The sequence below is a fragment of the Streptomyces sp. NPDC059002 genome (assembly GCF_042740435.1).
GTDB lineage: Bacteria > Actinomycetota > Actinomycetes > Streptomycetales > Streptomycetaceae > Streptomyces.
The window spans coordinates 35,211-53,836 of record NZ_JBHYJI010000066.1; the positions used below are offsets into that span (position 1 = coordinate 35,211).

The 18,626-nt window shown below is 71.1% G+C and carries 16 protein-coding genes and 1 pseudogene; 16 read left to right on the plus strand and 1 reads right to left on the minus strand.

Going from position 1 to position 18,626, the window contains the following annotated elements; all coding sequences use genetic code 11:
- The first annotated feature begins 19 nt into the window (after window positions 1-19).
- From ACFWZ2_RS36900 to rpsD, 3 genes are all read left to right on the plus strand, one after another.
- Complete coding sequence (locus ACFWZ2_RS36900; RefSeq protein ID WP_384553386.1) at window positions 20-1,384, plus strand: replication-associated recombination protein A; 1,365 nt, start codon at window positions 20-22, stop codon at window positions 1,382-1,384.
- 42 nt (window positions 1,385-1,426) lie between these two features.
- The gene (locus ACFWZ2_RS36905) at window positions 1,427-2,224 is read left to right on the plus strand and encodes an HNH endonuclease family protein (protein WP_384553388.1); all 798 of its coding nucleotides are present in this window, start codon (window positions 1,427-1,429) and stop codon (window positions 2,222-2,224) included.
- Window positions 2,225-2,565: 341 nt separating this feature from the next.
- Entirely contained in the window at window positions 2,566-3,180 is a 615-nt protein-coding gene (gene rpsD / locus ACFWZ2_RS36910) for a 30S ribosomal protein S4 (protein ID WP_384553389.1), read from the plus strand.
- Window positions 3,181-3,202: 22 nt separating this feature from the next.
- On the opposite strand, the pseudogene ACFWZ2_RS36915 reads toward rpsD, so the two are convergent.
- Window positions 3,203-5,315 (minus strand): annotated as a pseudogene (locus ACFWZ2_RS36915) (ATP-binding protein).
- Between the two features lie 173 nt (window positions 5,316-5,488).
- On the opposite strand from ACFWZ2_RS36915, the gene ACFWZ2_RS36920 reads away from it, so the two are divergent.
- The 13 genes from ACFWZ2_RS36920 to nusB all read left to right on the plus strand — a co-directional run bounded on the left by ACFWZ2_RS36920 (window position 5,489) and on the right by nusB (window position 18,490).
- The gene (locus tag ACFWZ2_RS36920; RefSeq protein ID WP_384553391.1) at window positions 5,489-5,947 is read left to right on the plus strand and encodes a DUF948 domain-containing protein; all 459 of its coding nucleotides are present in this window, start codon (window positions 5,489-5,491) and stop codon (window positions 5,945-5,947) included.
- A 7-nt stretch (window positions 5,948-5,954) separates the two neighbouring features.
- The gene (locus ACFWZ2_RS36925) at window positions 5,955-6,317 is read left to right on the plus strand and encodes a DUF6167 family protein (protein ID WP_384553393.1); all 363 of its coding nucleotides are present in this window, start codon (window positions 5,955-5,957) and stop codon (window positions 6,315-6,317) included.
- Complete coding sequence (gene alaS, locus ACFWZ2_RS36930) at window positions 6,317-8,986, plus strand: alanine--tRNA ligase (protein WP_384553395.1); 2,670 nt, start codon at window positions 6,317-6,319, stop codon at window positions 8,984-8,986. The genes ACFWZ2_RS36925 and alaS overlap by 1 nt, the downstream gene beginning before the upstream one ends.
- On the plus strand, window positions 8,986-9,474 hold the full coding sequence (gene ruvX, locus ACFWZ2_RS36935; protein WP_384553397.1) for a Holliday junction resolvase RuvX: 489 nt from the start codon (window positions 8,986-8,988) through the stop codon (window positions 9,472-9,474). Before alaS ends, ruvX begins: the two co-directional genes overlap by 1 nt.
- Before the next feature lie 124 nt (window positions 9,475-9,598).
- On the plus strand, window positions 9,599-11,362 hold the full coding sequence (gene mltG, locus ACFWZ2_RS36940; RefSeq protein ID WP_384553398.1) for an endolytic transglycosylase MltG: 1,764 nt from the start codon (window positions 9,599-9,601) through the stop codon (window positions 11,360-11,362).
- A complete protein-coding gene (locus ACFWZ2_RS36945) occupies window positions 11,352-12,191 on the plus strand; it encodes a shikimate dehydrogenase (RefSeq protein WP_384553400.1) in 840 nt (279 codons plus the stop codon). The genes mltG and ACFWZ2_RS36945 overlap by 11 nt, the downstream gene beginning before the upstream one ends.
- Window positions 12,192-12,326: 135 nt before the next feature.
- Window positions 12,327-13,511 (plus strand): chorismate synthase, encoded by a 1,185-nt coding sequence (gene aroC, locus ACFWZ2_RS36950; protein ID WP_384553401.1) that lies wholly within the window; start codon window positions 12,327-12,329, stop codon window positions 13,509-13,511.
- A complete protein-coding gene (locus tag ACFWZ2_RS36955) occupies window positions 13,508-14,023 on the plus strand; it encodes a shikimate kinase (RefSeq protein ID WP_384553404.1) in 516 nt (171 codons plus the stop codon). Before aroC ends, ACFWZ2_RS36955 begins: the two co-directional genes overlap by 4 nt.
- Window positions 14,020-15,117: a 3-dehydroquinate synthase gene (gene aroB, locus ACFWZ2_RS36960; RefSeq protein ID WP_384553406.1), complete on the plus strand. Its 1,098-nt coding sequence runs from the start codon at window positions 14,020-14,022 to the stop codon at window positions 15,115-15,117. The genes ACFWZ2_RS36955 and aroB overlap by 4 nt, the downstream gene beginning before the upstream one ends.
- A gap of 152 nt (window positions 15,118-15,269) precedes the next feature.
- Window positions 15,270-16,208: a Pro-rich N-terminal domain-containing protein gene (locus ACFWZ2_RS36965; RefSeq protein WP_384553408.1), complete on the plus strand. Its 939-nt coding sequence runs from the start codon at window positions 15,270-15,272 to the stop codon at window positions 16,206-16,208.
- Between the two features lie 110 nt (window positions 16,209-16,318).
- Window positions 16,319-17,425: a M24 family metallopeptidase gene (locus ACFWZ2_RS36970; RefSeq protein WP_384553410.1), complete on the plus strand. Its 1,107-nt coding sequence runs from the start codon at window positions 16,319-16,321 to the stop codon at window positions 17,423-17,425.
- Window positions 17,426-17,486: 61 nt separating this feature from the next.
- Window positions 17,487-18,053: an elongation factor P gene (efp, locus tag ACFWZ2_RS36975; RefSeq protein ID WP_384553412.1), complete on the plus strand. Its 567-nt coding sequence runs from the start codon at window positions 17,487-17,489 to the stop codon at window positions 18,051-18,053.
- Between the two features lie 2 nt (window positions 18,054-18,055).
- Window positions 18,056-18,490 carry a transcription antitermination factor NusB gene (gene nusB / locus ACFWZ2_RS36980; RefSeq protein ID WP_361168907.1) on the plus strand — a complete coding sequence of 145 codons (435 nt, stop codon included), beginning with the start codon at window positions 18,056-18,058 and terminating at the stop codon, window positions 18,488-18,490.
- The last annotated feature ends 136 nt before the right edge of the window (window positions 18,491-18,626 follow it).

Below are 18,626 nucleotides of genomic sequence, written 5' to 3' on the forward strand. Positions count from 1 at the left end.
GTGACATAGGGTTCTTGACGTGGAGCCCGACCTGTTCACCGCCGCAGCCGAAGACCGCCAGGAGAAGGACCCGTCCAGCAGTCCCCTGGCCGTCCGGATGCGCCCGCGCACCCTCGATGAAGTCGTCGGCCAGCAGCATCTGTTGAAGCCGGGCTCGCCCCTGCGCCGCCTAGTCGGCGAGGGCGGGGGAGGCCCTGCGGGGCCCTCCTCGGTGTTCCTGTGGGGCCCGCCCGGCATCGGCAAGACGACCCTTGCGTACGTCGTCTCGAAGGCCACGAACAAGCGCTTCGTCGAGCTCTCCGCGATCACCGCGGGCGTGAAGGAAGTGCGCGCGGTCATCGACGGCGCCCGCAGGGCGATGGGCGGTCACGGCAAGGAGACCGTCCTCTTCCTCGACGAGATCCACCGCTTCAGCAAGGCCCAGCAGGACTCCCTGCTCCCGGCCGTCGAGAACCGCTGGGTGACGCTGATCGCGGCGACCACCGAGAACCCGTACTTCTCGATCATCTCCCCGCTCCTCTCGCGCTCCCTGCTGCTCACCCTCGAACCGCTCACGGACGACGACCTGCGCGGCCTGCTGCGCCGGGCGCTCACCGACGAGCGGGGTCTCGGCGGCGCGGTCGAGCTGCCCGAGGAGGCCGAGGCGCACCTGCTGCGGATCGCGGGCGGCGACGCCCGGCGCGCGCTGACCGCCCTGGAGGCGGGCGCGGGCTCGGCCCTCGCCAAGGGCGAGAAGGAGATCACCCTCCAGACCCTGGAGGAGTCGGTCGACCGGGCCGCCGTGAAGTACGACCGCGACGGCGACCAGCACTACGACGTCGCGAGCGCCCTCATCAAGTCCATCCGCGGCTCGGACGTGGACGCGGCCCTGCACTATCTGGCCCGCATGATCGAGGCGGGCGAGGACCCCCGCTTCATCGCCCGGCGCCTGATGATCTCCGCCAGCGAGGACATCGGCCTCGCCGACCCCACCGCCCTGCCGACCGCCGTCGCCGCCGCCCAGGCCGTCGCGATGATCGGCTTCCCGGAGGCCGCGCTCACCCTCAGCCACGCGACGATCGCCCTCGCCCTCGCCCCGAAGTCGAACGCCGCGACGATCGCGATCCAGCAGGCCCAGGCGGACGTCCGCGCGGGCCTCGCCGGGCCCGTCCCGCCCCATCTGCGCGACGGCCACTACAAGGGCGCGGCCAAGCTCGGCCACGCCCAGGGGTATGTCTATCCGCACGACGTGCCCGGGGGCATCGCCGCCCAGCGGTACGCGCCGGACGCGGTGGAGGGCAAGCGGTACTACCAACCCACTCGGTACGGTGCGGAGGCGCGTTACGCCGACGTGGTCGAGCGGGTCCGTGCGCGGCTCAAGGGTGAGCAGCCCGGCGACGCCTGAGTCGACAGGCGGGGACCGGTGCCGCCGCCTACGCTCAGCGCCATGGGCAGAGCAGCCGGACCGGCCGCGGGGGCAGCGCTCGTCCTTGCCGCCGTGGCCGCGGCCTGCGCCCCGCCGCAGCTGGACCGCGCGGACTCCCGCTACACGAAGGCCCCGGCGACGTCGCCCGGCAAGGCCTCGCCAGGGAAGACCTCGCCAGGCAAGACCCCGCCGTCCCCCAAGGCCCCCCTCGCGAGCCCCGGCTTCCCGCCCACCCCGGCTCAGGCCCGTGACCAGCTCGCCCGTCTCACCGTCGCCTGGGGCAAGAACTGGGAGACGTACAAGCGCTCCGCATTCGGCGACGGCTGGTCCGACGACGTCGACGCCCCTGGTGGGCGCAACGGCTGTGACACCCGGGACGACGTCCTCAGGCGCGACCTGAAGGACCTGCGCGAGGGCGACCGCAATCCCTGTGTCGTGATCTCCGGGACCCTGCACGACCCGTACACCGGCAAGAAGCTGCCGTACTACTACCGCCGCGCCTCCCAGGTCCAGACCGACCACGTCGTCGCGCTCGGCGCCGCGTGGCGGGCCGGGGCCTGGGCCTGGACCCCGCAGCAGCGCCTCACCTACGCCAACGACCTGGACGTCCTGCTCGCCGCCGACAAGGACACCAACTACAGGAAGAGCAGCCGGACGCCCGACAAGTGGCAGCCGCCCCGCAAGGAATACTGGTGCGAGTACGGGCGCCGCTGGACCGGCATCAAGGCCAAGTACCGGCTGACGGTCACCGCCCCCGAGAAGCTGGCCCTCCAGGACCTCCTCGCCACCTGCGGACAGGGCCCCGGGCCCAGCGGCTGAGGCACCTCGCCGCACCCGGTACACTTGCCCGAAGTGCTGCGTTCCGTGTCCGGTCTCGTACCGGCGCCACCAGAACGGGACATCCAGCCGGACCCCCACCGCCGCAAGGCACAGGGGATCCAGGAGCGTCGCGCACCGTCGAAGGTGTCGCGGGCAGCCCATCACCCCAGAAATGGCGGTCGGTGGGCCACTCGCGTGCTGCACATAGTGCCCAGACCAGGGAGCGGCTGCCTCACGGCCCACGGCTTTCGAGCCCGGGCCCGCGAGGTTTCCCAGGCTGCGGATGCGACCTCCCCTAACCCTGGTGAAGCCGAATTCACTGAGAACAGAGAGGTTGGTTCATGCCGAACCAGTCCCGCCCCAAGGTCAAGAAGTCGCGTGCCCTCGGCATCGCGCTGACCCCGAAGGCCGTCAAGTACTTCGAGGCCCGCCCCTACCCGCCGGGCGAGCACGGCCGTGGGCGCAAGCAGAACTCGGACTACAAGGTCCGTCTGCTCGAGAAGCAGCGTCTGCGCGCGCAGTACGACGTGTCCGAGCGCCAGCTCGTCCGCGCCTACGAGCGTGCCTCCAAGGTCCAGGGCAAGACCGGTGAGGCCCTGATCATCGAGCTGGAGCGTCGTCTCGACGCCCTGGTCCTGCGTTCGGGCATCGCCCGCACGATCTACCAGGCCCGCCAGATGGTCGTGCACGGCCACATCGAGGTCAACGGCCAGAAGGTCGACAAGCCGTCCTTCCGCGTGAAGCCGGACGACGTCGTCATGGTCCGCGAGCGCTCCCGCGAGAAGACCCTCTTCCAGGTCTCCCGCGAGGGTGGCTTCGCCCCCGAGGGCGAGACCCCGCGCTACCTCCAGGTGAACCTGAAGGCCCTGGCCTTCCGCCTGGACCGCGACCCGAACCGCAAGGAGATCCCCGTGATCTGCGACGAGCAGCTCGTCGTCGAGTACTACGCCCGCTGACCCGGTCGTAGCTCTCCCTGCTTCAGCCCGTCGCCTCCCCGCCCTTCCTGGCGGGGCAGGCGGCGGGTTCGCTCGTTCTCGGGGTCGGTTCCCGCGCCGCCGCCGGCCCGCAGCGCCCGCTCCACCGCCGCGTCCAGGTCGAGCTCCGCGCCCACGCGCACGCACTCCTCGTACCGCTCGTCGCCCAGCGCCTCACGGGCCTGTGCCTCGCACGCCGCGTGCGGCCCGCCGAAGTTGCCCGAGCCGAACAGCGGCAGACCCACCGACGGCCAGATGCCGGACGCCGCGCCCTGCAGCACCGCGGCCTCCGCGGGATCGTCCGCCGCCGTGAACAGCGCGAGCAGCTCCAGGGACAGCACCGCCCCGAGCAGGTCGTGGAAGCGGTGGTCGAGATCGAGCGACTCGGCGAGCAGCGCCCGCGCCGTCCGCGCCTCGCCGCGGGTCCAGGCCGCGTAGCCGAGGACATAGAGGGCGTACGCGAGGGTCCAGCGCTCGCCGTGGTCCTCGCAGACCTGGCGTACGTCCTCGCAGAGCTCCACCGCCGCGGCGAGCTCGCCGCGGAAGGCCAGGGCCATGGCCAGCTCGACCTGGCCCATCAGGACATTGCTGTTGAGCTCGCCGATCTCGTGGTACTGGTCGAGCGCCGAGCGCAGCAGGGTTTCCGCGCGCGAGATGTCGTCGGAGACCAGGGCCAGACAGCCGATGCGGTGCTCGGCGTACGCGGCCGCGACGGCGCTGCCCGTGCGCTCCGCCGCGTCACGGCACTCGTGCAGCGCGGCGAGCGCCGCGACGGTGTCGCCCTGAAGCACCGCGACGTAGCCGAGCACCCACAGGGCCTTGAGCCGCGACTCCTCGTGGCCGCCGTCGAGTTCGAGGGCCCGGCCGAGCCAGTGCCTGCCCTCGGCCAGCCGCCCGCAGCCGACCCAGTAGAACCACAGCGTGCCCGCGAGGTACTGCCCCAGATGCGCCTCGTCCCGCTCCGTCAGACAGAACTCCAACGCGGCGCGCAGATTGGGCAGTTCCATGTCGATGAGGGTCGCGACCTGCGGCTGGCGCGGTGAGAACCAGTCCAGCTCGCACCAGGTGGCGAGCCCCATGTACCAGTCGCGGTGCCTGCGCCGCAGCCGGGCGGCCTCGCCCGCCGCCTCCAGCCAGTCGCCGCCGTACGCCCTGACCGTGTCGAGCATGCGGTACCGCACGCCCGCCGGGGTCTCCTCGCGGCCCACCACGGACTGCGCGAGCAGCTCGCCGAGCACGTCGAGGACGTCGTCGGCGTGCAGTCCGTCCCCGGCGCAGATGTACTCGACCGCCTCCAGGTCGAACTGCCCGGCGAACACCGAGAGCCGCGACCACAGCAGCCGCTCCGTCGGGGTGCACAGCTCATGGCTCCAGCCGATGGCCGTGCGCAGCGTCTGGTGCCGCGTCGGCACATCGCGCCTGGCCCCCGTGAGCAGTCGGAACCGGTCGTCGAGCCGGGCGAGGAGCTGTCCGGGGGAGAGCGCCCGGAGCCGGCTCGCGGCCAGTTCGAGGGCGAGCGGGATGCCGTCCAGGCGGTGGCACAGTTCCAGGACCTCCGCGCGGTTGCCGTCGTCGATGGCGAAGCCGGGCACGATGTCCGTCGCGCGGTCGGTGAAGAGCGTGGCCGCGTCGGGGGCGGGCAGCGGCGCGAGCGGGAAGAGCCGCTCGCCCGCGGTCTCCAGCGGCCTGCGTCCCACGGCGAGCACCCGCAGGCCGGGGGAGTGGGCGAGCAGGTCGCGCACCAGCGGGGCGCAGACGTCGACGAGGTGCTCGAACCCGTCGACGACGAGGAGCAGTTCCCGCTCGGCGAGATGCCCGAGCAGCACCTGGCGCGGCGCCCTGTTCGTGTGGTCGGTCAGTTCGAGGGCCTCGGCTATCGCGTGCTCCACCAGGTCCGGGTCCCGCAGCGCCGTCAGATCCACCAGCCAGGCCCCGTCGCGCAGCCGGCTTCCTGCCGCGGCGCGCGCGGCGAGGCGCGACTTGCCGACCCCGCCGACCCCGGTCACCGTGACCAGCCGTCCGGCCTCCAACGCCGTTGCCAGTTCGGCCAGTTCGGTGCCGCGGCCGACGAAGGCGTTGAGTTCCAGGGGGAGGTTGCCGGGCTGAGAGGGTCGCATGGGATACGGAGCGTACTCATCCGCATGCGGTCCGTACAATCACTTCGCACAACTCCTGTTGCACCGAGGGGGAATGCGGTGCGGACGGGCGGCCCCGGCGCGATAGGGTCGGGGGACGACTTTTCGATGTTCAGGGACGAAGTTCAGGGACGAGATCCAGGGAGCGGTGCCAAGTGTCCGGTGGAGAGGTTGCCGGGGTCCTGGTGGCCGTCTTCTGGGCGATCCTGGTCTCCTTCCTCGCGGTGGCACTGGCGAGGCTGGCCCAGACGCTCAGGGCGACCACCAAGCTCGTCGCGGACGTGACCGAGCAGGCCGTTCCGCTCCTGGCCGATGCCTCCACCGCGGTGCGGTCCGCGCAGACGCAGATCGACCGCGTCGACGCCATCGCCTCCGACGTGCAGGAAGTCACCTCGAACGCGTCGGCCCTGTCCACGACCGTCGCGTCCACCTTCGGCGGCCCGCTCGTCAAGGTGGCCGCGTTCGGCTACGGCGTGCGCCGGGCCATCAGCCGCAAGGCCGGGCCCGAAGCAAAGGAAATGCCCGCCAAGCCGTCCCGTCGTACGGTGATCGTGGGCCGAACCGTCCCGGCCGCACGGCGGGGGAAGCGGGACAACCGGAATAAGAGGGACTGACGCAGCGATGTTCCGCCGTACGTTCTGGTTCACCGCGGGCGCAGCCGCCGGCGTATGGGCCACCACGAAGGTCAACCGCAAGCTCAAGCAGCTGACCCCCGAGAGCCTCGCCGCGCAGGCCGCGAACAAGGCACTCGAGGCCGGTCACCGTCTGAAGGACTTCGCGCTCGACGTCCGCGACGGCATGGCCGAGCGCGAGGCCGAGCTGGGCGAGGCCCTCGGCATGAACGACCACCCCGACGCCGAGCTGCCCGCGCAGCGCCGCTTCGCGGTCATCGAGAACCACAGCTCCACCAAGAACGACAGCAAGAAGAAGACGAAGTACCTCGAGAACACGACGTACTCGTACAACCGGAATGAGGACCACTGATGGAGTCGGCTGAAATCCGCCGCCGCTGGCTGAGCTTCTTCGAGGAGCGCGGGCACACCGTCGTCCCTTCGGCGTCGCTCATCGCGGACGACCCGACTCTGCTCCTCGTCCCCGCGGGCATGGTGCCCTTCAAGCCCTACTTCCTCGGTGAGGTCAAGCCGCCCGCCCCGCGCGTCACCAGCGTGCAGAAGTGCGTGCGCACGCCCGACATCGAAGAGGTCGGCAAGACCACCCGCCACGGCACGTTCTTCCAGATGTGCGGCAACTTCTCCTTCGGCGACTACTTCAAGGAAGGCGCCATCAAGCTGGCCTGGGAGCTGCTCACCAGCTCCGTGGCCGACGGTGGCTACGGCCTGGAGCCGGAGAAGCTCTGGATCACCGTCTACCTCGACGACGACGAGGCCGAGCGGATCTGGCACGAGGTGGTCGGCGTACCGAAGGAGCGCATCCAGCGCCTGGGCAAGAAGGACAACTTCTGGTCCATGGGCGTGCCCGGTCCCTGCGGCCCGTGCTCCGAGATCAACTACGACCGCGGCCCCGAGTTCGGCGTCGAGGGCGGCCCGGCCGTCAACGACGAGCGCTACGTGGAGATCTGGAACCTGGTCTTCATGCAGTACGAGCGCGGCGAGGGCATCTCGAAGGAGGACTTCGAGATCCTCGGCGAGCTGCCCACCAAGAACATCGACACCGGTCTCGGTCTCGAGCGCCTCGCCATGATCCTGCAGGGCGTGCAGAACATGTACGAGACCGACACCCTGCGCGTCGTCATGGACAAGGCCACCGAGCTGACCGGCGTGCGCTACGGCGCCGAGCACGGCTCGGACGTCTCCCTGCGCGTGGTCGCCGACCACATCCGTACGTCCGCCATGCTCATCGGCGACGGCGTCACGCCCGGCAACGAGGGCCGCGGGTACGTCCTGCGCCGCATCATGCGCCGCGCCATCCGCAACATGCGCCTGCTCGGTGCCACGGGCCCGGTCGTCAAGGACCTCATCGACGTCGTGATCGACACGATGGGCCTGCAGTACCCGGAGCTGGTCACCGACCGCAAGCGCATCGAGACCGTCGCCCTCGCCGAAGAGGCCGCCTTCCTCAAGGCCCTCAAGGGCGGCACGAACATCCTCGACACCGCCGTCACCGAGACCAAGGCCGCCGGCGGCCAGGTCCTCTCCGGCGACAAGGCGTTCCTGCTGCACGACACGTGGGGCTTCCCCATCGACCTCACCCTGGAGATGGCCGCCGAACAGGGCCTGACCGTGGACGAGGACGGCTTCCGCCGCCTGATGAAGGAGCAGCGCGACCGCGCCAAGGCCGACGCGCGGGCCAAGAAGACCGGCCACGCCGACCTGCACGCCTACCGCGAGATCGCGGACGCCTCGGGCGCCACCGACTTCACGGGCTACTCCCTCACCGAGAACGAGGCCGTGATCGTCGGCCTCCTCGTCAACGGCGTCTCCTCGCCCGCGGCCACCGAGGGCGACGAGGTCGAGGTCGTCCTCGACCGCACCCCGTTCTACGCCGAGGGCGGCGGCCAGATCGGCGACACCGGGCGGATCCGCCTGGACAGCGGCGCCGTCGTCGAGATCCGTGACGTGCAGAAGCCGGTGCCCGGCGTGCACGTGCACAAGGGTGTCGTCCAGGTCGGCGAGATCACCGTCGGCGCCCCGGTCTGGGCCTCGATCGACTCGCACCGCCGCCGCGCCATCGCCCGCGCCCACTCCGCCACGCACCTCACGCACCAGGCGCTGCGCGACGCGCTCGGCCCGACGGCCGCCCAGGCCGGTTCCGAGAACCAGCCGGGACGCTTCCGCTTCGACTTCGGCTCCCCGTCCGCCGTGCCCACGGCCGTGATGACGGACGTCGAGCAGAAGATCAACGAGGTCCTCGCCCGCGAGCTGGACGTGCAGGCCGAGATCATGTCGATCGACGACGCCAAGAAGTCCGGCGCCATCGCCGAGTTCGGCGAGAAGTACGGCGAGCGCGTGCGCGTCGTCACCATCGGCGACTTCTCCAAGGAGTTGTGCGGCGGCACGCACGTCCACAACACCGCCCAGCTCGGCCTGGTCAAGCTGCTCGGCGAATCGTCGATCGGCTCCGGCGTGCGCCGCATCGAGGCCCTGGTCGGCGTCGACGCGTACAACTTCCTCGCCAAGGAGCACACGGTCGTCGCCCAGCTCCAGGAGCTGGTCAAGGGCCGTCCCGAGGAGCTGCCCGAGAAGGTCTCCGCCATGCTCGGCAAGCTGAAGGACGCCGAGAAGGAGATCGAGAAGTTCCGCGCGGAGAAGGTCCTGCAGGCCGCCGCCGGTCTCGTCGAGGGTGCCAAGGACGTACGCGGCATCGCCCTGGTCACCGGTCAGGTGCCGGACGGCACGGGCGCCGACGACCTGCGCAAGCTGGTCCTCGACGTGCGCGGCCGCATCCAGGGCGACCGCCCGGCCGTCGTCGCGCTGTTCACCACGGCCAACGGCCGCCCGCTCACCGTCATCGCCACCAACGAAGCCGCACGCGAGCGCGGCCTCAAGGCCGGCGACCTGGTCCGCACGGCCGCCAAGACCCTCGGCGGCGGTGGCGGCGGCAAGCCGGACGTCGCCCAGGGCGGCGGCCAGAACCCGGCCGCGATCGGTGACGCCATCGCCGCGGTCGAGCGCCTCGTCACCGAGACGGCCTGATGACCGGCGAGTCCGCCCAGGGCATGCGCCGGGGCCGACGTCTGGCCATCGACGTCGGTGACGCCCGCATCGGGGTCGCCTCGTGCGACCCCGACGGGATCCTCGCCACTCCGGTCGAGACGGTGCCGGGGCGCGATGTCCCGGCCGCCCAGCGCCGGTTGAAGCAGCTCGCCGACGAGTACGAGCCGATCGAGATCGTCGTCGGCCTCCCTCGCTCCCTCAACGGGGGCGAGGGCCCGGCGGCCGCCAAGATCCGTGCCTTCACCCAGGAGCTCGCCCGCATGGTCGCCCCCATATCGGTGAGGCTCGTGGACGAGAGGATGACCACAGTGACGGCCAGTCAGGGTCTGCGCGCCTCCGGCGTGAAGTCCAAAAAGGGCAGGTCTGTCATCGATCAGGCGGCGGCAGTGATCATCCTTCAGCAGGCCCTGGAGTCCGAACGGGCGTCAGGCAAAGCTCCCGGCGAGGGCGTCGAAGTGGTCATCTGATCGCGATACGGTAACGTTCCGCGCGATGCGGCGGCGTTCGAACAGCTGCCGCACAGCATCAAGAGGCGGAACGGTTGCCCGGCCATCCAGACGGCGGCCCCGCCTCGCGGCATGTAGGGGATCGATGACTGAGTATGGCCGGGGCCCAGGCTCCGAACCGTGGCATCCGGAGGACCCGTTGTACGGGGACGGCGGATGGGGAGGACAGCAGCCCTCGGGCGGCGCGTCCACCTACGGCGGCCAGGGGCAGTACCACCCGCAGCAGCCGCACCAGCATCAGCAGCAGCCGCCGCACCAGGGCCAGTACGGGGACTGGAGCACCGGCCAGCAGCAGGCCTATGGCCAGCAGCAGTACGACACGGGTCAGCAGCAGTACGACACCGGACAGCAGCAGTACAACGGCGGGCCCGGCCAGGGCCGGGGCTATGGGAACGGGCCCGCTCAGGGCTACAACGGCGGCCCCGACCAGGGCTACAACAACGGCGGTTGGGACACCGGCGGCCAGGGGCAGGTCCCCTACGGCGGCGACCCGATGGACCCCTACGGCGGCCAGCAGGCCGGCTACGGCGCGGAGAGTCCCGACTACTACGCCACGCCCGACGCCTACGAGCCGCCGGAACCGCCCGGCCGCCGACGCCCCGCCGCGCCCCCCGAGCCCGAACAGGACTGGGACCCGGGTCCCGACCAGGGGGAGCACGCCTTCTTCGCGGGCGGCGGGGACGATGACGACGGCTACGACGATGACGACCCCGGCCGCAAAGGTGACCGCGGCGACCGGCGCGGCGGCCGTGGCGGAAAGAAGCCGAAGAAGCGCCGCAGCGGGTGCGCCTGTCTGGTCGTCACGCTCGTCTTCGCGGGCGGCCTCGGCGGCGTCGGCTATTTCGGCTACCAGTTCTACCAGGACCGTTTCGGCACGGCCCCTGACTATGCGGGCGAGGGCTCGGGCCAGGCCACCGTCGAAATCCCCAAGGATTCCAGCGGCTACGCGATCGGCCAGAAGCTCAAGGACGCCGGAGTCGTCAAGAGCGTCGACGCCTTCGTCTCCGCACAGGGCCAGAACCCGCAGGGCAAGTCCATTCAGGCGGGCGTCTATGTGCTGAAGAAGGAGATGTCCGCCAAGAGCGCCGTCGAATTGATGCTCAGCCCCAAGAGCCGCAACAACCTCATCATTCCTGAGGGCAGGCGGAACGCGTGGGTCTACCAGCAGATCGACACGCGTCTCGACCTGGACCATGGCACCACGGCAGCGGTCGCCAAGAAGGAATGGAAGAGCCTCGGACTTCCTGGCTGGGCGAATACGAACAAGGACATCAGGGACCCGCTGGAAGGATTCCTCTACCCCTCCAGCTATCCGGTCGCCAAGGGCCAGAAGCCCGAGGACGTGCTCAAGAGGATGGTCGCCCAGGCGAACGAGAAGTACGAGGAGTTCGGCCTCAAGTCGAAGGCCGACGAGCTGAAGTTGAAGGACCCGTTGCAGGTCCTCACCGTGGCCAGCCTCGTGCAGGCAGAGGGCATGACGCACGACGACTTCAAGAAGATGGCGGCCGTCGTCTACAACCGCCTCAAGGCGACGAACACGGTGACCAACCAGAAACTCGAGTTCGACTCGGCGTACAACTACCTCAAGGGTCAGAGCAAGATCAAGATCCCGATCTCGGAGATCAGGAACGACCCCGACCCGTACAACACCTACTACCACAAGGGTCTTCCGCCGGGACCGATCGGAAACCCGGGCGACGAGGCGTTGAAGGCCACCCTGGATCCGGACAGCGGCGGCTGGATGTTCTTCGTCTCCGTCGACGGAAAGAAGACCGAGTTCACCAAGACGCTGGCCGAGCACGACAAGCTGGTCAACGAATTCAACGAGCGGCAGAAGAATGGCGACTGAGCGCGGTGGCGGCCGTCGGGCCGCGGTCCTTGGTTCCCCGATCGCGCATTCCCTCTCCCCGGTGCTGCACCGCGCCGCATACGGGGAGTTGGGGCTGAGCGACTGGACGTACGACCGTTTCGAGATCGACGAGGCGGCGCTGCCCGCATTCGTCGACGAACTCGGTTCCGAATGGGCGGGGCTTTCCCTGACCATGCCGTTGAAGCGGGCGATCATTCCGCTGCTCGACGAGGTCAGTGAGACCGCGGCGTCCGTCGAAGCCGTCAACACGGTCGTGTTCGGGGCGGACGGCAGCCGTCGCGGCGACAACACCGACATCCCCGGCATGGTCGCCGCGCTGCGGGAACGCGGCATCGAGCAGGTGGAGTCCGCCGCGATCCTCGGCGCGGGCGCCACCGCGTCCTCGGCGCTCGCCGCGCTCGCGCGGATCTGCACGGGCGAGGTCGTCGCGTACGTACGCAGTGACACCCGGGCCGCGGAGATGCGGCAGTGGGGCGAGCGGCTCGGCGTCGAGGTCAGGACCGAGGCCTGGGACGACGCCCGTGAGGCGCTGAGCGCGCCGCTGGTGATCGCCACGACCCCGGCGGGCACCACGGACGCGCTCTCGGCCGTCGTCCCCGAGCGCCCTGCCACGCTCTTCGACGTGCTCTACGACCCGTGGCCCACCGCTCTCGCGGCCCGCTGGTCGGCGTACGGCGGGGCGGTCGTCGGCGGCCTCGACCTGCTCGTCCACCAGGCCGTGCTCCAGGTCGAGCAGATGACGGGCCGCGCCCCCGCGCCCCTCGACGCCATGCGCAAGGCGGGGGAGCAGGCGCTCGCCGCACGCTAGGGGAGAGTCCGCCTGATGGACCGGCGGCCGGGCCCGCGTCAGGTCATGGGAGGATCGGGGGATGGCGGGCCAGGGCCGCGCACCCGGCCGCGCCGTCGAAGACCGCAGTTCCAGGCGCGAGCATGAGGAGCACCGTTGAGCAGGTTGCGCTGGCTGACCGCTGGGGAGTCCCACGGACCCGCACTTGTGGCGACGCTGGAGGGACTTCCCGCCGGCGTGCCGATCACCACGGAGATGGTGGCCGACCATCTGGCCCGGCGCCGCCTCGGCTATGGACGCGGTGCGCGCATGAAGTTCGAGCGCGACGAGGTCACCTTCCTCGGCGGCGTCCGGCACGGCCTGACCATGGGCTCGCCGGTGGCGGTCATGGTGGGCAACACCGAGTGGCCCAAGTGGGAAGAGGTCATGGCGGCCGACCCGGTCGACCCGGAGATCCTCGCCGACCTGGCCCGCAACGCCCCGCTGACCCGCCCGCGGCCCGGCCACGCCGACCTCGCGGGCATGCAGAAGTACGGCTTCGACGAGGCACGGCCGATCCTGGAGCGCGCCTCCGCCCGTGAGACCGCGGCCCGTGTCGCGCTCGGCGCGGTCGCCCGCTCCTACCTGAAGGAGACGGCCGGGATCGAGATCGTCAGCCATGTCGTCGAGCTGGCCGCGGCCAAGGCTCCGTACGGCGTCGTGCCGACCCCCGCCGATGTCGAGAAGCTGGATGCCGACCCGGTGCGCTGCCTCGACGCCGACGCGTCGAAGGCGATGGTCGCCGAGATCGACCAGGCCCACAAGGACGGCGACACCCTCGGCGGTGTGGTCGAGGTGCTCGCGTACGGCGTGCCCGTGGGCCTCGGCTCGCACGTGCACTGGGACCGGCGCCTCGACGCGCGGCTCGCCGCCGCGCTCATGGGCATCCAGGCGATCAAGGGCGTCGAGGTCGGCGACGGCTTCGACCTCGCGCGCGTGCCCGGCTCCAAGGCGCACGACGAGATCGTCTCCACCGAGGACGGCATCAGGCGCACCTCCGGCCGCTCCGGCGGCACCGAGGGCGGTCTGACCACCGGTGAACTGCTGCGGGTGCGCGCCGCGATGAAGCCCATCGCGACCGTGCCGCGCGCGCTCGCCACCGTCGACGTGGCGACCGGCGAGGCCACCAAGGCGCACCACCAGCGCTCCGACGTGTGTGCCGTCCCTGCGGCAGGCATCGTCGCCGAGGCGATGGTCGCGCTCGTCCTCGCCGACGCGGTCGCCGAGAAGTTCGGCGGCGACAGCGTGCCCGAGACCCGGCGGAACGTACAGAGCTACCTCGAGAACCTGCAGATCCGGTGAGCGGCCCGCTGATCGTCCTGATCGGGCCGATGGGCGTGGGCAAGTCGACGGTGGGCGCGCTGCTCGCCGAGCGGCTCGGCACCGCGTTCCGTGACACCGACGCCGACATCGTCGCCGCGCAGGGCCGCGAGATCGCGGACATCTTCGTCGACGACGGCGAGCCGGTCTTCCGCGAGCTCGAACGGCAGGCGGTGCGCACCGCGGTCGCCGAGCACGACGGCGTCCTCGCGCTCGGCGGGGGAGCGATCCTCGACGAGAGCACCCGGACACTGCTCGGCGCGCACCCCGTCGTCTATCTGTCGATGGACGTCGAGGAGGCCGTCAAGCGCACCGGCCTCAACCAGGCGCGCCCGCTGCTCGCGGTCAACCCGCGCAAGCAGTGGCGCGAGCTGATGGACGCCCGCCGCCATCTGTACGCCGAAGTCGCCCGCGCGGTCGTCGCCACCGACGGCCGCACCCCCGAAGAGGTCGCCCAAGCGGTCCTCGACGCACTGGAGTTGAAGGAAGCATGACGACGGAGCAGACCCCCACCCGTATCCACGTCGGCGGTTCCGCCGGCTCGGATCCGTACGAGGTCCTGGTCGGTCGGCAGCTCCTCGGCGAGCTGCCCGGCCTCATCGGCGACAAGGCCAAGCGCATCGCCGTGATCCACCCGGAGGCGCTCGCCGAGACCGGTGACGCGCTGCGCGCGGACCTCGCCGAGCAGGGTTACGACGCCGTCGCCATCCAGGTGCCGAACGCGGAGGAGGCCAAGACGGCCGAGGTCGCCGCGTACTGCTGGAAGGCGCTCGGCCAGTCCGGCTTCACCCGCAGCGACGTCATCGTCGGCGTCGGCGGCGGCGCCACCACCGACCTCGCCGGGTTCGTCGCGGCCACCTGGCTGCGCGGGGTCCGCTGGATCGCCGTGCCGACCACGGTGCTCGGCATGGTGGACGCGGCGGTCGGCGGCAAGACCGGCATCAACACCGCCGAGGGCAAGAACCTGGTGGGCTCCTTCCACCCGCCGGCCGGGGTGCTCTGCGACCTCGCGGCGCTCGACTCGCTGCCGGTGAACGACTACGTCTCCGGCCTCGCGGAGATCATCAAGGCCGGTTTCATCGCCGACCCGGTGATCCTCGAGCTCATCGAGTCCGACCCCGAGGCGGCGCGTACGCCTGCGGGCCCGCACACCGCCGAGCTGATCGAGCGCTCCATCAGGGTCAAGGCCGAGGTCGTCTCTGGCGACCTCAAGGAGTCGGGGCTGCGCGAGATCCTCAACTACGGGCACACGCTCGCGCACGCCATCGAGAAGAACGAGCGCTACAAGTGGCGGCACGGTGCCGCGGTCTCCGTCGGCATGCACTTCGCGGCCGAACTCGGCCGTCTGGCGGGCCGGTTGGACGACGCCACGGCCGACCGGCACCGCACGGTCCTCGCATCGGTCGGCCTGCCCCTGAGCTACCGCTACGACCAGTGGCCCAAGCTTCTGGAGACCATGAAGGTCGACAAGAAGTCCCGCGGTGACCTGCTGCGCTTCATCGTCCTGGACGGGCTCGGCAAGCCGACCGTCCTGGAGGGCCCCGACCCGGCCGTGCTCCTGGCCGCGTACGGCGAAGTCGGCGAGTAGTCCGGTACCCGTGGCCGGACATTCCGGCCACGGGCACCTCTTGGCATCCCCGGCCGTTCACACAACGACGGCCGGGGACGGTACCGTTCGGTAACGGGCGGCCCCGGCCGCCGCCCGACCAGCGTCAGTCGCACGAGACGGAGTGGCACCGGATGCAGCACGCAGTGGGGTCTCCGCTGCCGCCGCCCCATCAGCCGGGGCACGGACCGGCAACCGGCTGGTCCCCGGCCGCACATCACCAGGGCGCGCCGCCCCAGGGAGCCGCGCAGGGAGCCGGACCCCAGGGCGCGCCATGTCCCGGATCCCTGCCGCAGGGCGCTCCGCCGCCCCCCGCGCCGGGATTCGCGGGCGGTCCCGCCCCGCACGCCCAGGGACAGGCTCCCCGCGCGCCGGGCCAGAGCCCCGCGACCCTGCGACTCGGACACGGTCCGATCCCGCCCATCCCGGACACCACGGGACACATCCAGCTCCCGCCCGGCGGCCCCGTCGCCATGCCGAGCCCGCCGCAGGGCACGGCGCGGGCCGACACCGGCGCCACGACGCTCGCGGTGCTGCTCATCGGCCCCGCGGGCGCGGGCAAGACGAGCGTCGCCAAGTTCTGGGCCGAGCACCGCCGGGTGCCGACGGCCCACATCAGCCTCGACGACGTACGCGAATGGGTGCGCTCGGGGTTCGCCGACCCCCAGTCGGGCTGGAACGACCACTCCGAGGCGCAGTACCGCCTGGCCCGCCGCACCTGCGGCTTCGCCGCGCGGAACTTCCTGGCCAACGGCATCTCGTGCATCCTCGACGACGCGGTCTTCCCCGACCGCCCGGTCGTCGGCCTCGGTGGCTGGAAGCGTCATGTGGGCCCCGGCCTGCTCCCCGTGGTCCTGCTCCCGGGCCTGGAGATCGTCCTGGAGCGCAACGCGGAGCGCAGCGGCAACCGCCGCCTCACGGACGAGGAAGTCGCCCGCATCCACGGCCGGATGGCCGGCTGGTACGGCTCGGGCCTCCCCATCATCGACAACTCCCAGCTCGACGTCCCCGCCACGGCCCGCGTCCTGGACGACGTCCTGGCCCGCGCGATCGCGAGCCCGCCGCAGTGGTAGCCCCGGCGATTTAGTACAGGCGTGCTCCACCGCTTAGTACAGGCGTGCACCACCGCCCGGTCGGACGCGCCCGCCGGGCCGTGGCGTGTCGGCGCTCGTAGGCTCGCCCCATGTCAGAGGTGTACGCGGCCCGTCGAGATCGGGTGAGGGAGCGGTGCGCGGCGGGGGGCGGTGCCGCGGCGCTGGTGTCGAGGCCCGCCAATGTCCGCTATCTCGCCGGTGCGGCGCCGCACGGTGCGGTGCTTCTGGTGGGCCCGGACGAGGACGTACTGCTGTGCGGCAGGCCGCCCAGCGATCAGCAGGGGGAGGGGCGGCCCGACGAGGCGCTGCGGATGCAGGTGCTGCCCACGCCCGGGGCCGATCCCGCCGTCGCCGGCGCGGGGCTCGCGGGCGCGCAGGGTGCCGAGACGCTGGCCGTCGAGGAGCACGATCTGACCGTGGCCCGGCACCGGGCGCTCGGTTCGGTGGCGCCGCGGCTGCGGCTGCTGGACCTCGGGACCGCCGTCGAGCAGCTGCGGCTCATCAAGGACGAGGAGGAGATCTCCAGCCTGCGGATCGCGGCCGAGATCGCCGACCAGGCCCTCGGCGAGCTCCTGGAGTCGATCCTGGTCGGGCGGACCGAGCGCCATCTCGCGCTGGAGCTGGAGCGCCGACTCGTCGACCACGGCGCGGACGGCCCCGCCTTCCCGACGTCGGTCGGCACCGGGCCCCACTCGGGCCGGGGCGCCCACCGGCCCTCGGACCGGCGTGTGGAGGAGGGCGACTTCCTCTCCGTGTGCCTGGGCGCGACGTATCGCGGGTACCGGTGTGAGATCGGGCGTACGTTCGTGATCGGCACGTCGCCCGCGGACTGGCAGATCGAGCTGTACGACCTCGTCTTCGCCGCTCAACGGGCGGGCAGAGAGGCCCTCGTACCGGGCGCCGCGTGCCGTGACGTGGACCGTGCGGCACGTCATGTGCTGGACTCCGCGGGCTATGCGGACGGGCTCGCTCCGCTGACCGGACACGGTGTGGGGCTCGAAATCGACGAGGACCCGCAGTTGGCGCCCGCGGCCATGGGTAAACTGGACGCCTGCGTGCCGGTCACCGTCGAACCGGGGGTTCACCTCCCGGGCCGGGGTGGTGTCCGGATCGATGACACGCTCGTCGTGCGCCCCGAGGCGGACGGCGGACCCGAGCTACTCACCATCACGACCAAGGAGCTGCTCGCGCTCTAGCGGTACCCACCGCGGCGCGTGCCCCGGCGTCGTCCACGTCAGTCCAGGAGATTCCGCAACCGTGGCTTCCACGAACGACCTCAAGAACGGCCTGGTGCTCAAGCTCGAAGGCGGCCAGCTCTGGTCCGTCGTCGAGTTCCAGCACGTCAAGCCCGGCAAGGGCCCGGCCTTCGTGCGCACCAAGCTCAAGAACGTGCTCTCCGGCAAGGTCGTCGACAAGACGTTCAACGCCGGCGTCAAGGTCGACACGGCCACGATCGACAAGCGCGACATGCAGTTCTCCTACATGGACGGCGACTACTTCGTCTTCATGGACATGGAGACCTACGACCAGCTGCACGTCGACAAGAAGGCCGTCGGCGACGCCGCCAACTTCCTGATCGAGGGCTTCACCGCCACCGTCGCGCAGCACGAGGGCGAGGTGCTCTTCGTCGAGCTGCCCGCCGCCGTCGAGCTCGTCATCCAGGAGACCGAGCCGGGCGTCCAGGGCGACCGCTCCACCGGTGGCACCAAGCCCGCCACGCTGGAGACCGGCCACCAGATCCAGGTGCCGCTCTTCATCACCACCGGCGAGAAGATCAAGGTCGACACCCGCACCAGCGACTACCTCGGCCGGGTGAACAGCTAACCGTGGCTGCTCGTAACACGGCCCGCAAGCGCGCCTTCCAGATCCTCTTCGAGGCCGACCAGCGCGGCACCGACGTCCTGACGGTCCTCGCTGACTGGGTGCGTCACTCGCGGTCCGACACCCGGCAGCCGCCGGTGAGCGAGTACACGATGGAGCTCGTCGAGGGGTACGCCGAGCATGAGCGCCGCATCGACGAGCTCATCGCGCAGTACGCCGTCGGCTGGACCCTGGACCGCATGCCCGTCGTCGACCGCAACATCCTGCGGCTCGGCGCCTACGAGCTGGTCTGGGTCGACGGGACGCCGGACGCCGTGGTGCTCGACGAGGCGGTGCAGCTCGCCAAGGAGTTCTCCACGGATGAGTCGCCGTCCTTCGTCAACGGCCTTCTCGGCCGTTTCAAGGACCTGAAGCCCTCCCTGCGCAGGGACGAGGCGTAAGACGGTCCAGTACGTCACCGGAGGGCGCCCCGCCGGTTTGTGCGGGGCCACCGGGTTTACGGGGCAGGGGCGCGCCCGGGGAATGTCGTGCCGGGGAAAACCCCGGAAAGCCAAAAAACCCCCGGGGTGGCCGCGG